Genomic DNA, 19,918 nt, shown 5'->3' with positions numbered 1-19,918 from the left:
GAGCATAATGAGTGGTTTTATGAAAATTTATAACTATATAGAGCAAACATTCTTTTTTACGTTAACCCGTAAAATAGTCGGTAATTTAAGTTTTGTATTATTGTTCCAAGCAATTACGTTATTTTGGCTGCATCAGAGTTTAAGCGAACAACAGCAAAGTACAGGGCTATTTTGGCTGCTTACGCTTGTGATTATATCTGGTTTTATTTTTACTCTTTTTTATATGCGTTTTTTAATTGTTCGCCCTGTTACTGCTATGCGCGATACTTTGATAGAAATAAACCAACAAGATGCAAATTTAGCAGCAAAACTTCCCCACTTTTCGTATGACGAATTTAAAGATTTAAGTTCACAATACAATATATTTACTGCCCATTTAAGTGAGTTACTCAGCACAACATATAACAGTGCTCAAGCTAGTGCACACAGCAATACACAAGTCACTGAATCAATGAAAAATACTAAGCAATCAAGTGAGCAACAAATACAGTTAAGCCACAGTATTATTAATGCCAGTATGCAAATAACCCAAAGCTTACAAGACATAGTAAATAATACAGATAGCGTACATAACGTTAATAATGAACACCTTAACTTTGTAAAACTATCTGCATCAGAACTCGCTGCTTTAGTAGAGCAGGTGAAACTTATTACTAATATGCTAGGTAGCTTTTCAAATACAATTGCGGGACTAAAAGAGAACAGTGAAAACATTCGTAGTATTTTAAAAATGGTTGAAGAGTTTTCTGATCAAACTAATTTGTTAGCCCTCAACGCCGCAATAGAAGCAGCTAGAGCGGGTGAAGCTGGCAGAGGATTTGCCGTAGTTGCAGACGAAGTACGCACGCTTTCAATAAAGGTAAGTGGCGCAACTAGGCAGATTAGCGACTTTATAAATCAGATGAATCATTTGGTAAACGAGACAAATAAAGAGTCAGAGCAATTAATGACTCACTCTAATAACGCACAAAGCTCAATTAGTGCAACCTGTGATGGCTTTACTAAAATGCTTAGTGAGTTTGAGCACAACCAGCAGCAGCTGCAACAAATAGCCAGTGCTGTGCATTTGCTTGAGGGCACCCAAAGTACGACTCACCAATCGGTAGAGCAAATCGTAGCTTTAGGGGAGCAAGCTAAACAGCAAATAGATACGGCATTAGCCGATAGCGAGCAATCTCAACAGCTAAGCTTGCAAACCCAACAACAGTTAAAACGCTTTGTGCACTAAGAAGCGTTTTCGGGCTCAGAGAAATATGGTAAATTACGCAGCTATTAATTTAAGTGTGTAAAGCGTGTGAGCAACCCTACCCCAGACTATGAAAAATTAGCCCTGCAAATAAAAACCTGGGGGCAAGAGCTTGGCTTTAGCGAAGTGGGCATTACTGATATTGACTTATCTAAGCACGAAGCCCAATTGCAACGTTGGCTTGATGCAGGCTACCACGGCTCGATGGATTATATGGCTGCCCACGGTATGAAACGCGCCCGCCCTGCTGAATTAGTACCTGGTACACAGCGTGTTATATCTGTAAAAATGAATTATCTGCCTCCCGATGCTGGCTTTGCAAAAACCTTAAAAAATAAAGAAAAAGCATATATAAGCCGCTATGCATTAGGTCGCGATTACCATAAATTAATGCGTAATCGTTTAAAAAAACTCGGCCAAAAAATAGAGCAAGAAGTTGGCGAGTATGGCTTTAGACCCTTTGTAGATTCAGCCCCTGTACTTGAGCGTCAACTTGCCGAAAAAGCCGGTTTAGGGTGGCGTGGTAAGCATTCGTTATTAATTAACCAAGAAGCGGGGTCGTGGTTTTTTTTAGGCGAGCTATTTATTGATTTACCTCTACCAATTGATGCAGAAAACAGCTTTGAAGGCTGCGGTAAATGCGTTGCTTGTATTACTCTTTGCCCAACAGGTGCAATTGTAGAGCCCTACGTTGTTGATGCACGTAAATGTATATCGTATTTAACCATAGAACACCAAGGGCCAATACCAGAGCAGTACCGTTCTTTATTAGGCAATCGTGTTTATGGTTGTGATGATTGTCAGTTGGTATGTCCTTGGAATCGTTATGGACAAATAACTGACGAAAATGACTTTCATCCTCGCACTCAATTAAAAGATAAAGATTTACTTGAGCTGTTTGCTTGGGATGAGCCTACATTTTTAAAAAATACCGAAGGCAGCCCTATTCGTCGCATTGGCCACGAACGTTGGTTACGTAATTTAGCAGTTGGTTTAGGTAATGCAGAGTTTAGTCCCGCTATTATTAATGCCCTACAAGATAAAAGCCAAATATGCAGCGAACTTGTTTTAGAGCATATTGAATGGGCACTTGCTCAGCAAAACGATAAACAACGATTACAAATTCGTAAAACAGCTAGGTTAATTAGAATTGTAGAAAAAGGCTTACCAAGGGATGCATAGCACCGCTTAAGTAAACCTTTATATTGCGAAGTAACTAGTTTTTCAAAAGTAACGATAGATCTTGTTCTATCTCTGTAAAGGCTGCTTTGACTTGTTTAACAGACTCTTCTCTTGCTACTGAGTTTTGGATAGTTTCATCTACTTTTTTATAAATAAACACCTCCTGATCTTCATCCAGTCCCATTGATGGGATACGTTCTTCGAGCTCTTCTTGTAACTGTTTAAACACTTTTTCGTTGTTTTGACGGTTTTCATTCAACAAGCTAATTAAGCTATGAAACTTACTATGAACAGTACTTGCTACGGCATTAAGTTTCGCTCGTTGTGATTCAAGCATTTTCTTGGTCATGATGGCGCGTAGCTGCTGCTCGGTAACACTGACAATAAAACATACGTGGTCGCGTATACGACCATGCTTATCAGGGTCATGATCGGGCATATTTAAAATAAGTAAGCTAATCAATTCATAGTTAACTAAAATTCGGTGCGAAAACTCATGTAAGCGCCCTTTGTTTTTCAGCATTTCAAATAGCTCCACCACAATAGGTGAACACACGCCGTTTAGCGCAAAGTGGCTAATTTCATTATTTTCTCTAAATTCTACATTGCTTTGTAAATCAAAAGACTGCAGGCAATCTACAAGCGCTTTACCTAGCTCTTGAGGATCGTTAATAAAGCCTATGTTTTCAACGTAGTTAACTATTTGCCCCATTTCACTGCTATTGGCCATTGCATTAAATGCAGTTGATGTTGCATCTTCAACTTGCTTTTCTAGGCTTTGTTTTTCAACGAGTACTTGATTTAAATTTTTAAGCTTTGACTTAAGTTCATCATGGCCAAAGGGTTTTACAATATAGTCTTCTGCACCAACCGAGTAGCCTTCCATGCGCTCTTCAACTGTGCCACGAGCAGACACAAACATAACAATAATGTGTGCTGTATTTGGGTTTGCTTTAAGTGCCTTACATACTTCATAGCCGTTCATTTGCGGCATACTTACGTCGAGCAATATAACCTGAGGCATATAGCCCTCAACCATGTTTAAACACTCAGGACCATTCGTTGCTACTTGTAATTCAAAATCAAGATCCTCTAAAATTTCCTCAATAATTTCAAGGTTAAAGGGTTCGTCATCAACGGCAAGTATTTTAGTTAAGGCCATAATTTATCATCCATTTAAATTCTTTAAAAAGTTACTTGGTATGCCAAAAAACAATTAATTAGTGTGTTGTATTAACTGATCTTCAGCTAAATGCTCGTCTAAGTTTATTTCTAATGGCACTTGTATAGATATAGTTGCACCACCATTTTCGTTGTTACGTGCAGTGATTTCACCTTGGTGTAAAGATACAAACTCTCTACACAATGCAAGGCCTAACCCTGTGCCACCAGCACCACTATTTGTTTTACTGCTTTGCACAAACTTAGTAAAAATATGCTCCAACTCATCTTCTGGTATACCGACCCCATTATCGGTAACCTCTATAGTAGCAAGCTTATTATCTGACTCTAAATTTACCCGTATTTTACTTTTAGGTTCGCTAAATTTAAGTGCGTTACCTAGTACGTTTCGAAGTAACTGGTTTATTTGCTCTTCATCACATTGTGCAATTACAGGTAATGGCTGTGCGGTAAATATAATCTCAATTTCTTTTTCCATTGCCGTACCAGACACATCATCAATACTTGTTTTAATAATATTCGCTAAATTATAGGGACGAGGGTTAAATGGAAACTTGCCTACATCTAGCTTAGATAGGTCGAGTAAATTATTTAGTAACGACAGTAAACGCTCACCACTACTCTCTATTCGCGATAAGTACTTAATGAGTTTTTCTTTTGCAAAATCTCCAGCTTCTAATTTACTTAAACCAAAACGAGAAAAGCTTAAAATAGAGTGCATAGGTGTTCGAAGTTCATGCGACATGTTTGCTAAAAATTCTGATTTACTTAAGTTTGCAGCCTCAGCCACATTTTTAGCATGCTCGAGTTGTGAAGTACGTGCTCTTACTTGCTCTTCAAGAACATCTTTTGCTTCAAGTAATAAATCCTCTTTTTGCTTAAGATGGGTTACATTTTTAAATATGACCGCAAGTGCTATTTCGCCATGGTGATCTATCTCATTAAAAGAGCCAACCAAGGGTATATAACCTCCCGCTGTTTTAGATAAACGTAAATCGCAGCTAAATTGTCGATTACTATTTAATGTCGAAATCTTATCTTTAATACCTAAAATTGAATCATCATCTAAAAAATCAAATACTGATTTACCTTCGAGTTCATTAAACGGTAAGTTAAATAGTCTCAAGCAAGCATCATTAGCTTCTATCACTCTACCGCATTTCTCAAACAACATAATTGCATCGGGCGTATGCTTATAAATAACCTGAAGTAGGCTGTCTTTTTCAATCAGGGCATCAACTGTATCTTGTAGCCTTTCGACAAGTTCTGCGTTATGGCGTTTTAATAGCTCTGTTTGCCACAGTTTATGTATTGATTGTAATAATGAGCTGTCGTTCAATGGCTTAATAAGTACGTCTTCTACACCTTGACGAATAGCTTCAATCATTGAAACTTGATCGGGACGTGAGGTAAATAATAAGCAACGGCAATGTGGTTGCATTATTTTTAAGTTTGAAAAAATTTCTAAACCGGTTCCGTCATCTAAAATAAAATCGCTTATCAGTATATCGATTTGCTTTTCTTTCGTAATTTCTAAAGCTTCTGCAGAGGTGGTTGCTGTATGGGTCTCGATATGAGCACCGATTAAGCTATTTTTCATTTTTTCGAGACGCTCAGGAACATGATCGACGAGTAAAATAGCGGGTAATTGCAAAATATGATTAGAGCCTAATTCTAGTAGGCTCTCTAAAAGAGAAGTAATTTCTTTATTAGAAAAAAATGGATATATCACGGTTGCGTCAGGCGCAACATGATTTAGCTCACTAAACGCAGTTAGTTGCTCACCACTTTGTGCTTTTGGAGCAAGCAGCATAAAACGCTCTTGCGCTACTTCGCTTACAAGCGGTTTTATAGAATCAACAGGCACACCATTGGCAACAACAACTAAGTCGTAGTCGCCTATATTGGTATACATGTCTAGCATGCTGAAATGAATTAATTCGACTTCACATCCTATTAATTCTAAAAGCACTTTCACACGCATTGCGATGACACTGCTACTATCAACAATTAATATTTTTCGAATCATCAAGCTACACTTCAAATTAATAAACTTAATATGTTAATAGCGTAGACTATTTTTATTTAATTGGCATAAACCCTTCGTCTTATTTTGTAAAAAAATATTACAACATTATGAAAAATAATTTATTCCAGATGTTTTCCAAAAATAGTAAGGCTATACGCCTTATCATCCATTATGGCAACGCTTGGCAACTCACCCCATATTGCAAAATCAAAATGCTTAAACAATTTAACACTCGGTAAGTTATGACTAAAAATAAAACCAAGCAATACTTTAATATTTAATTGCTTAGCTTGTGTTTGAGCAAATATCATTAGCTTTTTACCAAGCCCTTTACCTTGTGCTTTACGGGTAATGTAAATGCTCATCTCTACTGTGCCATCGTAAGCAGGACGCCCATAAAACGATTTATAACTTACCCAAGCAAGTACTTGGTTATTTTCGCAGTAAACATAAATAGGCCTTTTATCGTTATGGCTATTAAACCAGTCACGCTTTTCGTCAACAGTAACTTCTTGCGTATCTGCAGTTACCATTCGCCCTGCAATGGTTTCGTTATAAATGGCTACAATTTCACTAAGATCGTCAATAGTTGCTAAACGGGTTGTCATAGGTCATTCAAAGGTTGATCAATTTGTTTCATATTAGCGTATGATTATCCAATCAAACAATTGAAAAGTTTAGGTAATGTAATGCTAAAAAAAATTATAATAGGATTAATGGCTTTATTTATTAATGCCCCACTCCACGCTGAAACATCATCAACTATAAACCAAACCTCTACCCAAGACTGTCAAGATTTTACCAATGTCGATATTCGAAAGCTGCGCTCAAAAGAATCTATTAATTTATGCCAATTTAAAAATAAGCCTTTATTAATAGTAAACACGGCAAGCAACTGCGGTTTTACACCCCAATTTAAAGGCCTTGAAGCGCTATATCAGCGATACAAAGAACAAGGTTTAGTCGTATTAGGCTTCCCTTCTGATGATTTTTTTCAAGAAGAGGATAGTGAAAAAGAAACTGCAAAAGTATGCTTTGTAAATTATGGTGTAACCTTCCCTATGTTTGCTACAAGCGAAGTGCGTGGTAGTAAAGCGAATCCAATTTTTAAATATTTGAATGAGCAAACTAGCTCTCCAAATTGGAACTTTTATAAGTATTTAGTGTCTGCTGATCGTGAGACGGTTTTACGGTTTAACAGCAAAGCAGCACCTGATTCAGAACAAATGATTGCTGCAATTGAAACTGTGCTTTCTGATAAATAAGTTTATACTGGTACAATTAGTTCAAACTAACTAGAATGATATTTTAATTCGGTTAAAAAAACACCACACTATACTCGGGAGATTTTATGACAGTAGCAAGCGCACGACATATACTTGTAGACAGTGAAGCACAATGCTTAGACTTAAAAACAAAAATTGAGCAAGGCGAAGACTTTGCTGAATTAGCCAAAGCGCATTCAAACTGCCCATCAGGTCAAGATGGCGGTGCTCTTGGTGAGTTTGGTCCTGGTATGATGGTTCCAGAGTTTGATAAAGTTGTGTTTTCAGCTCCAATTAACCAAGTACAAGGCCCTGTGCAAACTCAATTTGGTTATCATTTACTTGAAGTTACTAGCCGTTCAGAATAAATTTAACTGTATCGTAAGTAACGTTTTATAAAAGCCGCTTATGCGGCTTTTTTATGGAGTAATTATGCAATTAATTGGTTCTGTACCTTCACCTTACGTGCGCCGAATTAGAATTTGGGCACAACAAAACAACTGTAAACTAGAGCTTGTGAGTCTTGATATATTTTCTGAGCAAGATCGCCCTACTATGGCCAGTAAAAATCCAGCTCGAAAGATTCCCATTCTGGTAGATGGCGACTTAACACTTAGTGACTCTAATTCTATATTGCGCTATTTACTTGAAAAAACAGGGCAACCAAAACTAACGTGGCCGCAAGAGCACTTACTTACGACTATAAATGCCTGTAACGATTCGCTAGTAGAAATGCTGCTATGTGAACGCTCTGGATTTGACACCAAAAGCGATAAACTCTTTTTTAATTTGCAAAACGAACGAATTGAACAAACATTAAGCTTTTTAAATACCCATTTAAGCGATGAAGAATTTAAAAGCTGTGAATACCTCAACATCAGTTTATACTGCCTGCTTGATTGGATTTGCTTTCGTGAATTAACTGACTTTAGTCAGTATTCAGAGCTTGTTGCTTTTCATAAGCAATATGGCAAGCGTCAAGCAGCAATAGATACTAATCCTCGTCACTAATTTAAAAAGGTAAACACATGAGCGATATCGAAATTGAATCACAACTAGTTAACTTTGTAGAAAAAGTACGTGTTAGCGAAGTAATTTGGGCACTTGGTGCAGAAGATAATGGCTTTGTAGTGTGCGATTCTAACCAATTTGACGAAACTGACGTACTACTGCTTTGGGAAAGTGAAGAAGCAGCTAAAGCGCAATGTAAAGAAGAGTGGAAAGACTACAGCCCTGTAGAAATAAATCTTGATGAATTTTTAGATGCATGGGTTGAAGATTTAAATGAAGATAACGCACTTGTTGGCATTAACTGGAATGATGACCAAGTATGTACAGAGATTGAACCTACTGGTTTAGCTCGCGCATTAAGTGAGTAATACTTTATACGCTTTATTTTAAGAGCGGATAAAACCCGACTAGCATCTACTGCTAGTTGGGTATAAAATAAAACACATCATTATTTTCAAGGTATTACGTTGAAAACCCATCTTGGTCGCCGGCCCTTTTCAGCCATGGAACTGCACACTCTTTATAATGGATATATATACGGTGATTTTAAAGTTGCACGTGAGCAACCAAAACACTGGCATTTTTGGCTTCCTCTAATTGCATATTACAGTGGTGCATATAGCGATGAAATTGGCTATCTAACGCTTGATGATCTGTTTCTTGAGAAAGATGTCTTATGTTTTAATTTTCATACTCACGGTAAGATAAAACCTCGCTTAGTTCCAGTGCATCAGGCACTTATAGATGCCGGGTTTAATGAATATTTAGCATTCATAAAATCACAAAATCAACAACGATTAATGTTCGACTTACCCGCTAAAACTGGCAGATACAGTGAAAAAGTCCGTATTTGGTTTTCAGGTGAAGGTGAGCGAGCCGGCTATTTACAAAAATGTGATATACCAAACGTTGATCAACTCGGTATGAAAACAGCCATAAGCAGCCTTCGTCTTAACTTTGAGCAACAAGTGCGTATACATGCTCTGCAAGCCAACTCTAAAGACGCCTTTAATTACCTCATGGGATTTAACGAATACCCACATAATGAATTTAAGGACGTGCTTTTATTAGATAACGTGATTCAAAAAATACGTATTATTAACTCACACCTGCATTGGCAGCGTTTTATAACACGCGAAAGCCACTGACAAACTTTGTTACTATTTCCCCTTAAAGTCACCGTTATAATCAATTACTCTATTAAAAAAAACTGTTAGGATATCTAACCCCCTAATAATATGAGCATAAAAAAGCCTATTTAGGGTAGTTTCTAACAACAACAATCTAGGGATCACTATGTTTCTTAAAAGCCTCTTAACAGTGAGCGTTGCTTTGGCAATGGGTGCTGCAAACGCTAACGAATTCGTTATTGAAAAACTCGCAAAACCAAGTTCACAACAGGTATCGTTAACACTCGATCCGAGCCAAGATACATTCACAGGGATGACTGAGATTTCCCTAGAAGTACTAAAACCAACAAAATACATTGAATTAAATGGCGTAGCTTACGCTGTTAAAATGGCGCAACTGCTTGGCGACGAAAACTGTGACTTAAACAACGAAATGCTTAAAACAGGTAAAGTTAAATTTAGCTGTGATGAGCAAATCCAACCAGGTAAATACACCCTTAAAGTTGATTTTTCAGCGCCATATAACCGTCAAAGTGTTGGTTTATACAAAACGTTAGACCAAGGCACACCTTATTTATTTACTCAATTTGAAATGAGTGATGCACGCCGTGCATTTCCTGTTTTTGATGAGCCAAGTTACAAAATTCCATTTCAGTTAACGATTACTGCACCTACATCACAAAAAGTATATTCAAATACGCCAGAACTAAAAACAACGGTTGATGGCGATATGACCACACACTTTTTTGATAAAACGCCGCCAATTCCTTCATACTTAGTCGCGATGGCTGTTGGCCCGTTTGAAGAATTAGATATTAAAGGCATGCCAATTCCTGGTCGTGTAATTACCCCTCAAGGTAAAATCCACTTAGCCCAATACGCAAAAGAAAACATGCCAAAAGTACTGGGCGCACTTGAAGCGTATTTTGGTATTCCTTACGTTTACAAAAAATTAGACTCAGTAGCGGTACCAGAGTTTCCATTTGGCGCAATGGAAAACTCCGGCTTAGTAACCTACCGAGAAGATATTTTATTAGTTGATTTAGCTGCAGCAACACGCAGTAAAAAACAACGTAATGTATCAATTATTGCTCACGAACTTGCTCACCAATGGTACGGTAACTTAGTAACCATGAAATGGTGGAACGACTTATGGTTAAACGAAGCATTTGCTAGCTGGATGGCTGCAAAAATTACTAAGCAGCTTAACCCTGAGTTTGAATCGCACTTAGACCTGCCACAAAACAACGTAATGGCACTTGATGCACGCCTAAGCACCAAGCCTATTCGTAAGCCAATTAAAACCGAAGCCGACATTATGGACGGTTTAGGTCTTGCTTACAGTAAAGGCAGCTCAGTACTTGCTATGGTTGAAAACTGGATTGGCGAAGATGCATTTCAAAAAGGTATTCAAAGCTACTTAAAAGAGTTTTCATATAAAAATGCAGAAGCAGCCGACTTATGGGAAGCACTTGGTAAAGCATCAAATAAAGACGTAGCGAGTGTTTTAAAATCGTTTATTGAGCAATCTTCTTTCCCACTAGTTAAAGTAACTCAACAAGGTAGCAAAGTAACTATTTCACAAAGCCGCTTTGTAAACGCAGGCGTTGATGCGCCAAAGCAGTTATGGAATGTACCGTTGGCAATTAAATATGGTGCTGGCGATAAAGTAAAAACAGCAAACGTATTACTTAATAAACAAAGCCAAACACTAGATTTAGACTTTGAACCAGAGTGGATTTATCCTGACCAAGGTGCATTAGGCTACTACCGCTGGGTAATGGATGATGCACAATTTAGCGCGCTTGTTAAAAAGGCGCCAAGCGTACTGAGTGACCGTGAACGCTTAGCGTTACTATCGGCTACTGATGCGCTACTTGATGCTGGTGTTATATCTGCTGCTAAGTTAATGCAAACACTTGAAGTGTTCGTAAGCGATAGCCACCCTCGCGTAGCAAATACCGCACTAGGTTACTTAGTATCGCAACAGCGCACTTTTAAAGACGATAGCAATAAAGACCTATGGCCTGAATTTATTCGCGGTGCAGTAACGCCTGCAGCTAAAAAATATGGTTTAGAAGCAAAAGCGGGAGAAGACGGTGCTATTGCACAACTTCGTGCAGCCGTTGTATCACGCTTAGGTTTTGATGGTGAAGATCAAAACGTCATCAATAAAGCCAAAGAACAAACGCAAGTTTATTTAAATGATCCACAAAAAGTAGATCCATACTTAGCAGGTACGTACTTAACTCTTGCTGCTTTTCATGGTGATAAAGCACTGCTTGATCAATTCATGACAACGTTCAAAACGACTAAAGATCCGCAAGTACGCACAAACATGCTTGCAGCTATGGGCTTTTTTGGTAAACCTGAGTTACAAAAAGCAGTATTAGCTTATAGCTTAACGGATGAAGTAACTGCATCTGACATGCGTACTATTTTGTCAGGTCAAAGTTACAAAGATGAGCGCCAAGCATTATTTATTGATTGGGTTTACAGTAACTACGATAAAGTAACAGCAAGTTTACCGCCGTTCTTTATACCTAACTTGCCGTACTTTACAACTGCAAGCTGTGATGCAGAAAGCTTAGCGACAACGAAAACCTTCTTTAACGAAAAAGTAGCTGATGTAGCTGGTTACGCTCGTACATTAAGTAAGCTTGAAGAAAGCACAAACGATTGTATCGCGCTTAAAACACGTGAACTTGAATCGGTTAATAGCTTTTTAAAAAGTAAGTAATTATTAGGTTTATTGAGCTATAAAAATACAAAAGCCGCTGAATATAAATTCAGCGGCTTTTTACGTTTATATTTTTGCTTTATTAATTACCAATAATCATAGTTAGCTTGGCTATAAAATCTTTGGCTGCTTGCTCAGAATTTATTTTAAACGCAACACCGTAGTGAATAGGTTGGGCGCTTTTAAAAATGCGCGTAGGAAAGCGTGTCATCTCACTGCTATGGAAATACCCTTGCGCACGTGTTACGCCATCTATATCATTAAAATCATCGCTAAATACTTCAAATGCTGGGCGAATTACTATTTTCCCCTTGCCGCTTTCGCTGTGGGTATAAAATGCTTCTTTAGAGTTTACTAACATGTACTCTGCAATATTTTTAATCTTAAAATTACTTCTGCACTGTAATTTAATGAGCTGTTCTGTCAGCTCGTCTGCACTATAAGCCACGTGTAATCCCTATTAGTTAATTTGCGTATTAGATTAACGCATACACACAATAAAATCTGAATTTATTTGCCTGCTTTACTTTGTTATATCACATACAAAAGCGAGTTTTTCATTGTTGTAACTCATTCTTGTTATATTTGTTTCGCAGTAGGCGCTTAAATTAAGCCATTGCGATACTTCATCACTTCCATCAAGTTTACGCTGATAAACGCGGTTTTTAATAGCATAAGCAATGGTCGCATTATCTTTTAAAATAAAATCTTGAACTTGAGCCGGTAACCTTAATAGGTCTTCAACTTGTTTATCTTGTGGATTAAAACTCGCTAAAATGTGTTGCTCGTTTTTAGTGTAACTAAATAAAAATGCAGCCATCGAGTTGTTATAAATAAGCGTTCGGCCAATATTACTGGCAGCTATTTCCCCCTTCGCTTGTGCAACAGAAGTATATTGAAGAGTGTGAGGCTTTCCTAAAATAAACATCACTAAATCATTTTGGACACCCCATGCATGGTATCCAACAGGTTCAATCCAATCAAAAATACGACTTGGCGCATCTTGATTTTTGAGTGGGTATTGCCACAATTTTTGCTTACCGTCAGCTTCTACAACAATCGCTGATATCGCATCACCACTTGGCATAACCGTTGGTGAATATTCGCTTACAGGAGAGTTTGTTATATTGGTAACTTTTTTTGACGTGAAATCATAATAAGCAATATCAGTTTGGCTTTGCACTTTATTAATTACTTCATGAGTAAAGTATAAACCTGTACTTGTTAAGTGCGGTTGGTTGTTATAACTATTTTTATCGCTCACTATACTAACTTGTACCCCGAAAGGTGTATTTAAATCAGCAAGTAATACTTGGCTTTTTGGCATGCTAGCCTGCACCACTATTGGGCTCAGCGCTGCTATAGAAAATAATCCAAGTAATGGTTTAATAAGTTTCATGCTTTCTCTCGTTTTAATTTTAAGCACCTCATGATAACGTTATTTGCTGATGACGTCACTTGAGCTAAGTCAGTCAACTCTTAAGATACCCAAACGACTTAAAATAATGTTAAGTTTAGTCTGGTTATAAAACCTGGTCCTAAAAAAGAGAATTAACATGTCAGCTAAAAATCCTATTATTGCGATTACGGGTTCATCTGGTGCGGGTACAACCACCACAACGAATGCAATTAAACATATTTTCCGTAGCCTTAATATTCAAGCGGCTTTTGTCGAAGGAGATAGCTTTCATCGTTACACTCGCCCCGAAATGGATAAAAAAGTTCGAGAAGCACAACAAGAAGGTAAACATATTAGTTACTTTGGCAGAGAGGCCAATGACTTTGGCGCTTTAAAAACGCTGTTTGAAAACTATAGCGAAACAGGTCAAGGAAAGTTACGCCGCTACTTACATACCTTTGATGAAGCCGTTCCGTACAATCAATTACCTGGTACATTTACACCTTGGCAAGATCTTGATCATAATACTGACATTTTGTTTTATGAAGGATTACATGGTGGTGTAGTTGATCAAGATGTAGACGTGGCAAAGCATGTCGATTTATTAATAGGCATGGTTCCAATTATTAACCTTGAGTGGATTCAAAAATTAATACGCGATACATCCGAACGAGGCCATTCTCGCGAAGCGGTTATGGGCTCTATTGTGCGCAGTATGGATGACTATATAAATCATATTACCCCGCAGTTTTCTCGTACCCATATTAATTTTCAACGCGTGCCAACTGTTGATACATCAAACCCATTTAGCGCCAAAGATATTCCATCTCTTGATGAAAGCTTTGTAGTTATTCGCTTTAGGGGTATTGATGATGTTGATTTTCCTTATTATTTACGGATGATCGAAGGCAGTTTTATGTCTCGTATTAATACGCTTGTAGTACCAGGGGGCAAAATGGGCTTAGCTATGGAGCTGGTTCTTACTCCACTTATTAAAGATATTATTTTGAAAAAGCGTGCACTTGAAAACTTAGCACCTTTGGATATACCTATTTAACTCCTCTTCTAAGATTGAGCTCTCTCACGTACACTGCTGATTTTAGTAACAATAAGGGACATTGTGTTGTACTCATTAAAAATTATTGTGGGTTCTAAAAACCCTGTAAAAATTAACGCTGCTAAACATATTTTTGCAATGTATTTCCCTGAACATGAAATTGATTGCCAAGGTGTTGATGCCCCATCCAATGTGCCAGATCAACCTATTGGCGAAGAAGAAACACGTGTTGGCGCACAAAACCGTGTTAATTATTGCAAAGAGCATTACCAAGCTCACTACTACGTGGCAATGGAAGGCGGTGCAGAGCAATTTAGCTATGGTGCAGCAACCTTTGCTTACGTAGTTATTGATAATGCCTTAAATCAGGTTGTAGGGCGCAGCAGCAACCTCCCCTTGCCTCAAGTGCTTTATAACGCATTACTTAATGGCGAAGAGCTTGGCGATGTAATGGACAAAGCATTTAATACCACCAACGTTAAACAAAAGGGGGGCGCTATTGGGTTACTTACAAACAATCACGCCACGCGCGAAAGCACCTATACACAAGCACTCACTTTAGCTATGGCACCTTTTCTACACGTAGATCTCTACAGCCAAACAAATTAATTTAGGAAGTTTAATGAAATACAACTATGTATTGTTTGATGCAGACGAAACCTTATTTAGGTTTGATATTTTAGCGGGCATGACTCGCATGTTTAAAGCTTACAACGTAGATTTTAGCCAAGACGATTATATTCATTATCAAAAAACCAATAAGCAGCTGTGGGTTGATTATCAAAATGGCACTATTAGCGCAGATTACTTACAAGTAACACGCTTTAATGAGTGGGCTTCAAAGCTTAATGTGCCCGCAAAAGAGCTAAACGATGCTTTTTTAGATGCTATGGCGCAAATTTGCGAGCCATTACCTGGTGCTATTGAGCTTTTAAATAAACTTAAGCCAAATGCTCGATTGGGTATTATTACTAACGGATTTGCCCGCTTACAAACCGTACGCCTTGAGCATACTGGCTTAAAAGATATGTTTGAATGGTTAGTAATATCTGAACTTGTGGGTATAGCAAAACCAAATAAAGCGATTTTTGAGCACACATTTGAGCTAATGGGTAACCCTGATAAAAGCGAGATACTTATGGTGGGTGATACTGCTGCAAGCGACATACTTGGCGGCAACAATGCAGGTATTGATACTTGCTGGTTACAACACCCTGGTGAGCAATTAGCCGAAGGAATAAAGCCAACTTATACAGTAACTCATTTAAATCAGTTACAAGATCTTTTAGAGTTGTAATAGAGTAAATTTTACGCAAAAAAAATGACGCTAATTAGCGTCATTTTTTATAACTGTTTGCGAGCTGTTCATTTGCTGCTTTTAGGCTGGAGCTAACTCAAGACCGGGTGCAGGCATCGTCACAGGCGTTTCAAATGTTGCCCACTCCCATGCTGACTCTGTAGCCATAATTTTACGAAGTAATTTGTTATTTAAATCATGACCCGATTTAAATGCAGTTACTTTACCTAAAAGATTATGACCTGTCATAAACATGTCACCAACACAGTCTAATATCTTGTGCTTAACAAACTCATCGCTATAACGTAAGCCATTAGGATTTAAAACTTTGAATTCATCAAGTACCACAGCACTATCCATGCTACCACCTAGCGCTAGGTTGTTTGCATGCATGTATTCAATATCTTTCATAAATCCAAAAGTACGCGCACGGCTAATTTCTTCAATAAAGCTTTGCGTTGTTATATCCAACCCAATACGTTGGCGACTTTCATTGATAGCTGGGTGGTTAAATGCAATCTCAAAGTCGATATGAAAACCATCATATGGTTCAACTTCAGCCCACTTGCCATCTTCTTCAATGCGTACTTTTTCTTTAATACGGATAAAGCGTTTAGCAACGTTTTGTTCTTCAATTCCGCCTTTTTGTAACAGATATATGAATGGTAATGCACTACCATCCATAATCGGCACTTCTGAGCTGTCCAATTCTACAATTAGATTATCAATGCCCATTGCAGCAACAGCTGCAATAAGATGCTCAGTAGTTGATAAGCGAACACCATCTTTGTTAATTAAACAGGTACACAACTGCGTATCACCAACGGCTTCAGGTGTTGTTTCAAAATCAACAACCGGATCAAGGTCGACACGACGAAATACAATCCCAGTATTTGCGCTCGCAGGTCGGAGAGTTATTGTGACCTTCTCACCTTTATGAAGTCCAATTCCTATGGCTTTGACTACTTGTGCAATCGTACGCTGTTTAATCATAGGTATGCTCACTTTTAAATCAGTTACAGTTAGACGGCGGAGTTTAACATAAATCCTTTTGCCTTTCAATATTTGTACATATTTCAAACAAAAGTATTATTAAATGTTAATCTGCCTGCTTACGTAAAAAAGCGGGAATATCAAAATAATCACCACCTTCTGATTTATCTGCTTTTTTACTATTTTGCGCTGAAGAACTTGAACTACTTGAACTCGTTGAAGGCGCTTTTTCTTTGCTTTGCGCTTGCTCTTTAGTCGTGTTTTCTTCAGCGTTTGTATCTTGGCTTGCAAAGCTTGGTACGTACATGCTGCTCGTTTGGTTTGATGTGCTTGCAACATCAGAACCTGATGCTTTTTTAAAGCCGTTATCAACAATACCAAACTGTGGACGGCGATCGCCGCCTAAACCAGTTGCAACAACCGTTACACGTAGCTCATCAGTCATTTCTGGGTCGATTACCGCACCAACAACAACCGTTGCGTTTTCTGACGCAAGTGCTTTAACGTGATTACCAACAATTTCAAATTCTTCAATCGCAATGTCCATACCAGCGGTAATATTAACTAAGATACCTTTAGCACCTGTTAAATCAACGTCTTCTAGTAGTGGGCTTGAGATAGCGGCTTCTGCAGCTTCTTGTGCACGATCTGGACCTGACGCAGACGCCGTTCCCATCATTGCAGTACCCATTGCAGACATTACTGTTCTAACATCGGCGAAATCCACGTTAATTAAACCAGAACGTGTAATTAGCTCTGCTATACCTTGTACCGCACCAAATAATACGTCATTAGCTTTAGCGAAGGCATCTAGAAGTGTAGTCCCTTTCCCTAAAACTTTAAGCAATTTATTGTTAGGAATTGTAATAAGTGAATCTACAATTTCTGACAATTCATTAATGCCTTGTTCAGCGGCTGCTGCACGTTTTTTACCTTCAAAATCAAAAGGACGTGTTACAACTGCAACAGTTAAAATACCGAGTTCTTTAGCAATTTTAGCAACTACCGGTGCAGCACCAGTACCTGTACCACCGCCCATACCGGCTGCAATAAATACCATATCGGCGCCTTCAAGGCTGGCACGAATTGTATCTGCATCTTCTTCAGCCGACTTACGGCCTACTTCAGGGTTTGCGCCCGCACCTAACCCAGAGGTTATTTGCGTGCCTAGTTGAACTGTAATATCGGCAGCAGAGTTACGTAATGCTTGCGCATCCGTATTAGCGGCTATAAAACGCACGCCTTCTATTTGTTGTTTTACCATGTGCTCAACAGCGTTACCGCCACCACCGCCCACGCCGATTACTTTTATTACAGCTTCTTCGCTGTGTTGTTCCATTATATCAAACATGTTTACTCTCCGACTTGAGTCTTAAAACTCGCCTTGGAACCATTTAGTAATGCGGTTCCACCAATTATTGTTATCCTCTGCTTTCGACTTTTGTGCATTCATCGATTGCATGGTACGCCCGTATTGTAACAAACCAACAGCGGTTGCGTACGAAGGATCATCTACATAGTCTGTCAAACCAACCATCCCGATTGGTTTGCCTATTCTTACTGGCATTTGGAAGATGTCTTCTGCCACTTCCATCGCGCCAGTCATTTTAGCAGTTCCGCCTGTTATAACGAGACCTGCCGCAATTTGGTCTTCTAAGCCTGAACGACGAATTTCTTCCATCGCAAGCTCAAATAATTCTCTAAAACGAGGCTCTACCACCTCAGATAATGTATGGCGCGACATTAACCTTGCTGGTCGCCCGCCTACACTTGGTACTTCAATTGTGTCTTCGCTACTTGCCATTTGGCTACTAGCACATGCGTATTGTACTTTGAGTGACTCGGCATGTGATATAGGTGTGCGAAATATTTTTGCAATATCACCAGTAACTTGGTTACCCGCTACAGGTATAACGGCAGAGTGACGAAGTGCGCCATTGATATAAATGGTTATATCCATAGTGCCGCCACCAATATCAAGTACTGCAACACCTAGCTCTTTTTCGTCATCTGTTAGTACAGAATAACATGACGCAAGTGCAGTAAAGATAAGTTGATCGACTTCAAGACCACAGCGTTCTACACATTTTTCGATATTTTTTGCCATGTCGTTTGAGCACGTAATGATATGTGCACGCGCTTCCATACGAACGCCGCTCATGCCTAGTGGGTTTTTAATGCCCTCTTGCATATCGATGCTGTATTCTTGCGGCAATGCATGTAGCATTTTACGCTCTGCTGAAATAGGCACAGAACGCGCAATATGTATTACGTTTTCAATGTCTTCGTCAGTGACTTCGGTGTTATTAATTGCCACCACACCACTTTCGTTTTGACACTGTATATGTTTGCCAGAAATACCCAAATACACAGAGCTTATACGACAATCAGCCATTAACTCGGCCTCGTCTATTGCTCGTCGAATAGACTCAGACACTAAGTTTAAATCGTTAACGCCGCCTTTATCCATACCATGAGATACTTGGCTGCCCACACCAACAATGCTGAGTTTGTTATCTGCGGTGATTTCACCTACAGTGGCAACCACTTTCGAGGTGCCAACGTCTAATCCTATTACTAGGTTTCTTTCTGCTGACTTAGTCATGCCTTACTCTTATTTTGTAATTGCTCTTCTTGCATTGGCTTAAAGCTTACTGCAAGGCCGGTATCATACCGTAAATCGATTGTATCTACTTGTGCATCTGCACGTTGTTCCATTCGTGGATAAACGTCTATAAAACGTTGTACACGCTTGGCTTTATCTTTACGCCCTAAATTTAAGCGAATCCCGTTATCTAGCCAAAGTTGCCACGAAAAACGTTCCGATAATGCCAAACTTGTTAATGTTAAACCATTAACTCTGAGCATTTCATCAAATTGCTTAAAAGCAACCCACGCCTCTTCTTCGCTACCTTCTGGGCCATATAACTGTGGTAAGTTATCATCTAACTTATCGCTGCTGGCTTGAAATGCTTGGCCACTTTGGTTGAGCAACAAGTCGCTATTCCAGTGAGCAACTACTTCATGTTCAACTACATACACCTGTATAGTATCAGGCCATTGTTTACGTACCGAAGCGGTAGCAACCCAAGGCAAGTCTTGAACTAGCTGCTGCACGTGCTTAACATTAAGTTCAAAAAAACTACTTAAATCGGCTTTTTTAATTGCTTTTATAATTGCCGTTTCATCTGTGTATTTGGGATGCCCTTGCACTGTAAGGTGCTTAATTTGAGCATCTTTATTTTCAACTAACCAATCAGATACACCTGTGGTTATTTGTACTAAGCCTATAACCACAACCAGAAAAAAACTCACTCCAAAAATCAGCGACCAATTAAAGTTAAGTTGCTGTTTTAGTTGTTGAGCTTTTTCCAAAAGGGGATGCAT

The 19,918-nt window shown here is 38.7% G+C and carries 20 protein-coding genes; 11 read left to right on the top strand and 9 right to left on the bottom strand.

Annotation, left to right across the window (positions count from 1 at the left end):
• Window positions 1-7: 7 nt before the first annotated feature.
• Window positions 8-1,228 carry a methyl-accepting chemotaxis protein gene (locus tag H5122_RS06500; protein ID WP_182681715.1) on the top strand — a complete coding sequence of 407 codons (1,221 nt, stop codon included), beginning with the start codon at window positions 8-10 and terminating at the stop codon, window positions 1,226-1,228.
• 66 nt (window positions 1,229-1,294) lie between these two features.
• Window positions 1,295-2,428 carry a tRNA epoxyqueuosine(34) reductase QueG gene (gene queG / locus H5122_RS06495; protein WP_182681714.1) on the top strand — a complete coding sequence of 378 codons (1,134 nt, stop codon included), beginning with the start codon at window positions 1,295-1,297 and terminating at the stop codon, window positions 2,426-2,428.
• 34 nt (window positions 2,429-2,462) lie between these two features.
• Here queG and H5122_RS06490 read toward each other — a convergent pair whose 3' ends face one another.
• The 3 genes from H5122_RS06490 to H5122_RS06480 form a co-directional block, all read right to left on the bottom strand.
• On the bottom strand, window positions 2,463-3,590 hold the full coding sequence (locus tag H5122_RS06490; protein ID WP_058154163.1) for a PleD family two-component system response regulator: 1,128 nt from the start codon (window positions 3,588-3,590) through the stop codon (window positions 2,463-2,465).
• A 54-nt stretch (window positions 3,591-3,644) separates the two neighbouring features.
• On the bottom strand, window positions 3,645-5,639 hold the full coding sequence (locus tag H5122_RS06485) for an ATP-binding protein (protein ID WP_058154162.1): 1,995 nt from the start codon (window positions 5,637-5,639) through the stop codon (window positions 3,645-3,647).
• 119 nt (window positions 5,640-5,758) lie between these two features.
• Window positions 5,759-6,247 (bottom strand): GNAT family N-acetyltransferase, encoded by a 489-nt coding sequence (locus tag H5122_RS06480; protein WP_058154161.1) that lies wholly within the window; start codon window positions 6,245-6,247, stop codon window positions 5,759-5,761.
• A gap of 81 nt (window positions 6,248-6,328) precedes the next feature.
• Between H5122_RS06480 and H5122_RS06475 the strand changes: the two genes are divergently transcribed.
• The 6 genes from H5122_RS06475 to H5122_RS06450 all read left to right on the top strand — a co-directional run bounded on the left by H5122_RS06475 (window position 6,329) and on the right by H5122_RS06450 (window position 11,785).
• Entirely contained in the window at window positions 6,329-6,904 is a 576-nt protein-coding gene (locus H5122_RS06475; protein WP_002958010.1) for a glutathione peroxidase, read from the top strand.
• 86 nt (window positions 6,905-6,990) lie between these two features.
• Window positions 6,991-7,272: a peptidylprolyl isomerase gene (locus tag H5122_RS06470; RefSeq protein ID WP_002958009.1), complete on the top strand. Its 282-nt coding sequence runs from the start codon at window positions 6,991-6,993 to the stop codon at window positions 7,270-7,272.
• A 64-nt stretch (window positions 7,273-7,336) separates the two neighbouring features.
• Window positions 7,337-7,915 (top strand): glutathione S-transferase family protein, encoded by a 579-nt coding sequence (locus H5122_RS06465; RefSeq protein WP_024605976.1) that lies wholly within the window; start codon window positions 7,337-7,339, stop codon window positions 7,913-7,915.
• A 17-nt stretch (window positions 7,916-7,932) separates the two neighbouring features.
• Window positions 7,933-8,283 carry a DUF2750 domain-containing protein gene (locus H5122_RS06460; protein WP_002958007.1) on the top strand — a complete coding sequence of 117 codons (351 nt, stop codon included), beginning with the start codon at window positions 7,933-7,935 and terminating at the stop codon, window positions 8,281-8,283.
• 99 nt (window positions 8,284-8,382) lie between these two features.
• A complete protein-coding gene (locus H5122_RS06455) occupies window positions 8,383-9,063 on the top strand; it encodes a hypothetical protein (protein ID WP_182673276.1) in 681 nt (226 codons plus the stop codon).
• 148 nt (window positions 9,064-9,211) lie between these two features.
• Window positions 9,212-11,785, top strand: coding sequence for a M1 family metallopeptidase (locus H5122_RS06450; protein WP_182681713.1), 2,574 nt, complete (start codon window positions 9,212-9,214; stop codon window positions 11,783-11,785).
• An 82-nt stretch (window positions 11,786-11,867) separates the two neighbouring features.
• Here the strand turns inward: H5122_RS06450 and H5122_RS06445 are convergent, their stop codons facing one another.
• Window positions 11,868-12,233: a hypothetical protein gene (locus H5122_RS06445; RefSeq protein ID WP_007376965.1), complete on the bottom strand. Its 366-nt coding sequence runs from the start codon at window positions 12,231-12,233 to the stop codon at window positions 11,868-11,870.
• Between the two features lie 75 nt (window positions 12,234-12,308).
• On the bottom strand, window positions 12,309-13,184 hold the full coding sequence (locus tag H5122_RS06440) for a hypothetical protein (RefSeq protein ID WP_182681712.1): 876 nt from the start codon (window positions 13,182-13,184) through the stop codon (window positions 12,309-12,311).
• A gap of 157 nt (window positions 13,185-13,341) precedes the next feature.
• On the opposite strand from H5122_RS06440, the gene H5122_RS06435 reads away from it, so the two are divergent.
• The 3 genes from H5122_RS06435 to yjjG all read left to right on the top strand — a co-directional run bounded on the left by H5122_RS06435 (window position 13,342) and on the right by yjjG (window position 15,538).
• Window positions 13,342-14,241 carry a phosphoribulokinase gene (locus tag H5122_RS06435; RefSeq protein WP_002958002.1) on the top strand — a complete coding sequence of 300 codons (900 nt, stop codon included), beginning with the start codon at window positions 13,342-13,344 and terminating at the stop codon, window positions 14,239-14,241.
• A gap of 63 nt (window positions 14,242-14,304) precedes the next feature.
• Window positions 14,305-14,850, top strand: a complete 546-nt coding sequence (gene yjjX / locus H5122_RS06430) for an inosine/xanthosine triphosphatase (protein WP_100218333.1) — start codon at window positions 14,305-14,307, stop codon at window positions 14,848-14,850.
• A 13-nt stretch (window positions 14,851-14,863) separates the two neighbouring features.
• Window positions 14,864-15,538 carry a pyrimidine 5'-nucleotidase gene (yjjG, locus tag H5122_RS06425; RefSeq protein WP_002958000.1) on the top strand — a complete coding sequence of 225 codons (675 nt, stop codon included), beginning with the start codon at window positions 14,864-14,866 and terminating at the stop codon, window positions 15,536-15,538.
• Between the two features lie 81 nt (window positions 15,539-15,619).
• Here the strand turns inward: yjjG and lpxC are convergent, their stop codons facing one another.
• The 4 genes from lpxC to H5122_RS06405 all read right to left on the bottom strand — a co-directional run bounded on the left by lpxC (window position 15,620) and on the right by H5122_RS06405 (window position 19,918).
• The gene (gene lpxC, locus H5122_RS06420; protein ID WP_002957999.1) at window positions 15,620-16,531 is read right to left on the bottom strand and encodes a UDP-3-O-acyl-N-acetylglucosamine deacetylase; all 912 of its coding nucleotides are present in this window, start codon (window positions 16,529-16,531) and stop codon (window positions 15,620-15,622) included.
• A 106-nt stretch (window positions 16,532-16,637) separates the two neighbouring features.
• Window positions 16,638-17,882: a cell division protein FtsZ gene (gene ftsZ, locus H5122_RS06415; protein WP_058154155.1), complete on the bottom strand. Its 1,245-nt coding sequence runs from the start codon at window positions 17,880-17,882 to the stop codon at window positions 16,638-16,640.
• A 21-nt stretch (window positions 17,883-17,903) separates the two neighbouring features.
• Complete coding sequence (gene ftsA / locus H5122_RS06410; protein WP_007582937.1) at window positions 17,904-19,136, bottom strand: cell division protein FtsA; 1,233 nt, start codon at window positions 19,134-19,136, stop codon at window positions 17,904-17,906.
• Window positions 19,133-19,918: a cell division protein FtsQ/DivIB gene (locus tag H5122_RS06405; protein ID WP_182681711.1), complete on the bottom strand. Its 786-nt coding sequence runs from the start codon at window positions 19,916-19,918 to the stop codon at window positions 19,133-19,135. The genes ftsA and H5122_RS06405 overlap by 4 nt, the downstream gene beginning before the upstream one ends.

This window comes from Pseudoalteromonas sp. SG43-8 (assembly GCF_014164245.1).
Taxonomy (GTDB): domain Bacteria; phylum Pseudomonadota; class Gammaproteobacteria; order Enterobacterales; family Alteromonadaceae; genus Pseudoalteromonas; species Pseudoalteromonas distincta.
This window is presented reverse-complemented; position numbering and strand designations above follow the sequence as displayed.

What these genes read in the sequence shown, in the direction of transcription:
- H5122_RS06435 (WP_002958002.1), top strand. Translation starts at nt 13,342, where the DNA reads ATGTCAGCTAAAAATCCTATTATTGCGATTACGGGTTCATCTGGTGCG.
- lpxC (WP_002957999.1), bottom strand. Translation starts at nt 16,531, where the DNA reads ATGATTAAACAGCGTACGATTGCACAAGTAGTCAAAGCCATAGGAATT.
- ftsA (WP_007582937.1), bottom strand. Translation starts at nt 19,136, where the DNA reads ATGACTAAGTCAGCAGAAAGAAACCTAGTAATAGGATTAGACGTTGGC.
- H5122_RS06450 (WP_182681713.1), top strand. Translation starts at nt 9,212, where the DNA reads ATGTTTCTTAAAAGCCTCTTAACAGTGAGCGTTGCTTTGGCAATGGGT.
- H5122_RS06490 (WP_058154163.1), bottom strand. Translation starts at nt 3,590, where the DNA reads ATGGCCTTAACTAAAATACTTGCCGTTGATGACGAACCCTTTAACCTT.
- yjjG (WP_002958000.1), top strand. Translation starts at nt 14,864, where the DNA reads ATGAAATACAACTATGTATTGTTTGATGCAGACGAAACCTTATTTAGG.
- H5122_RS06465 (WP_024605976.1), top strand. Translation starts at nt 7,337, where the DNA reads ATGCAATTAATTGGTTCTGTACCTTCACCTTACGTGCGCCGAATTAGA.
- H5122_RS06460 (WP_002958007.1), top strand. Translation starts at nt 7,933, where the DNA reads ATGAGCGATATCGAAATTGAATCACAACTAGTTAACTTTGTAGAAAAA.
- H5122_RS06475 (WP_002958010.1), top strand. Translation starts at nt 6,329, where the DNA reads ATGCTAAAAAAAATTATAATAGGATTAATGGCTTTATTTATTAATGCC.
- H5122_RS06440 (WP_182681712.1), bottom strand. Translation starts at nt 13,184, where the DNA reads ATGAAACTTATTAAACCATTACTTGGATTATTTTCTATAGCAGCGCTG.
- H5122_RS06405 (WP_182681711.1), bottom strand. Translation starts at nt 19,918, where the DNA reads ATGCATCCCCTTTTGGAAAAAGCTCAACAACTAAAACAGCAACTTAAC.
- H5122_RS06470 (WP_002958009.1), top strand. Translation starts at nt 6,991, where the DNA reads ATGACAGTAGCAAGCGCACGACATATACTTGTAGACAGTGAAGCACAA.
- H5122_RS06480 (WP_058154161.1), bottom strand. Translation starts at nt 6,247, where the DNA reads ATGACAACCCGTTTAGCAACTATTGACGATCTTAGTGAAATTGTAGCC.
- H5122_RS06485 (WP_058154162.1), bottom strand. Translation starts at nt 5,639, where the DNA reads ATGATTCGAAAAATATTAATTGTTGATAGTAGCAGTGTCATCGCAATG.
- H5122_RS06500 (WP_182681715.1), top strand. Translation starts at nt 8, where the DNA reads ATGAGTGGTTTTATGAAAATTTATAACTATATAGAGCAAACATTCTTT.
- ftsZ (WP_058154155.1), bottom strand. Translation starts at nt 17,882, where the DNA reads ATGTTTGATATAATGGAACAACACAGCGAAGAAGCTGTAATAAAAGTA.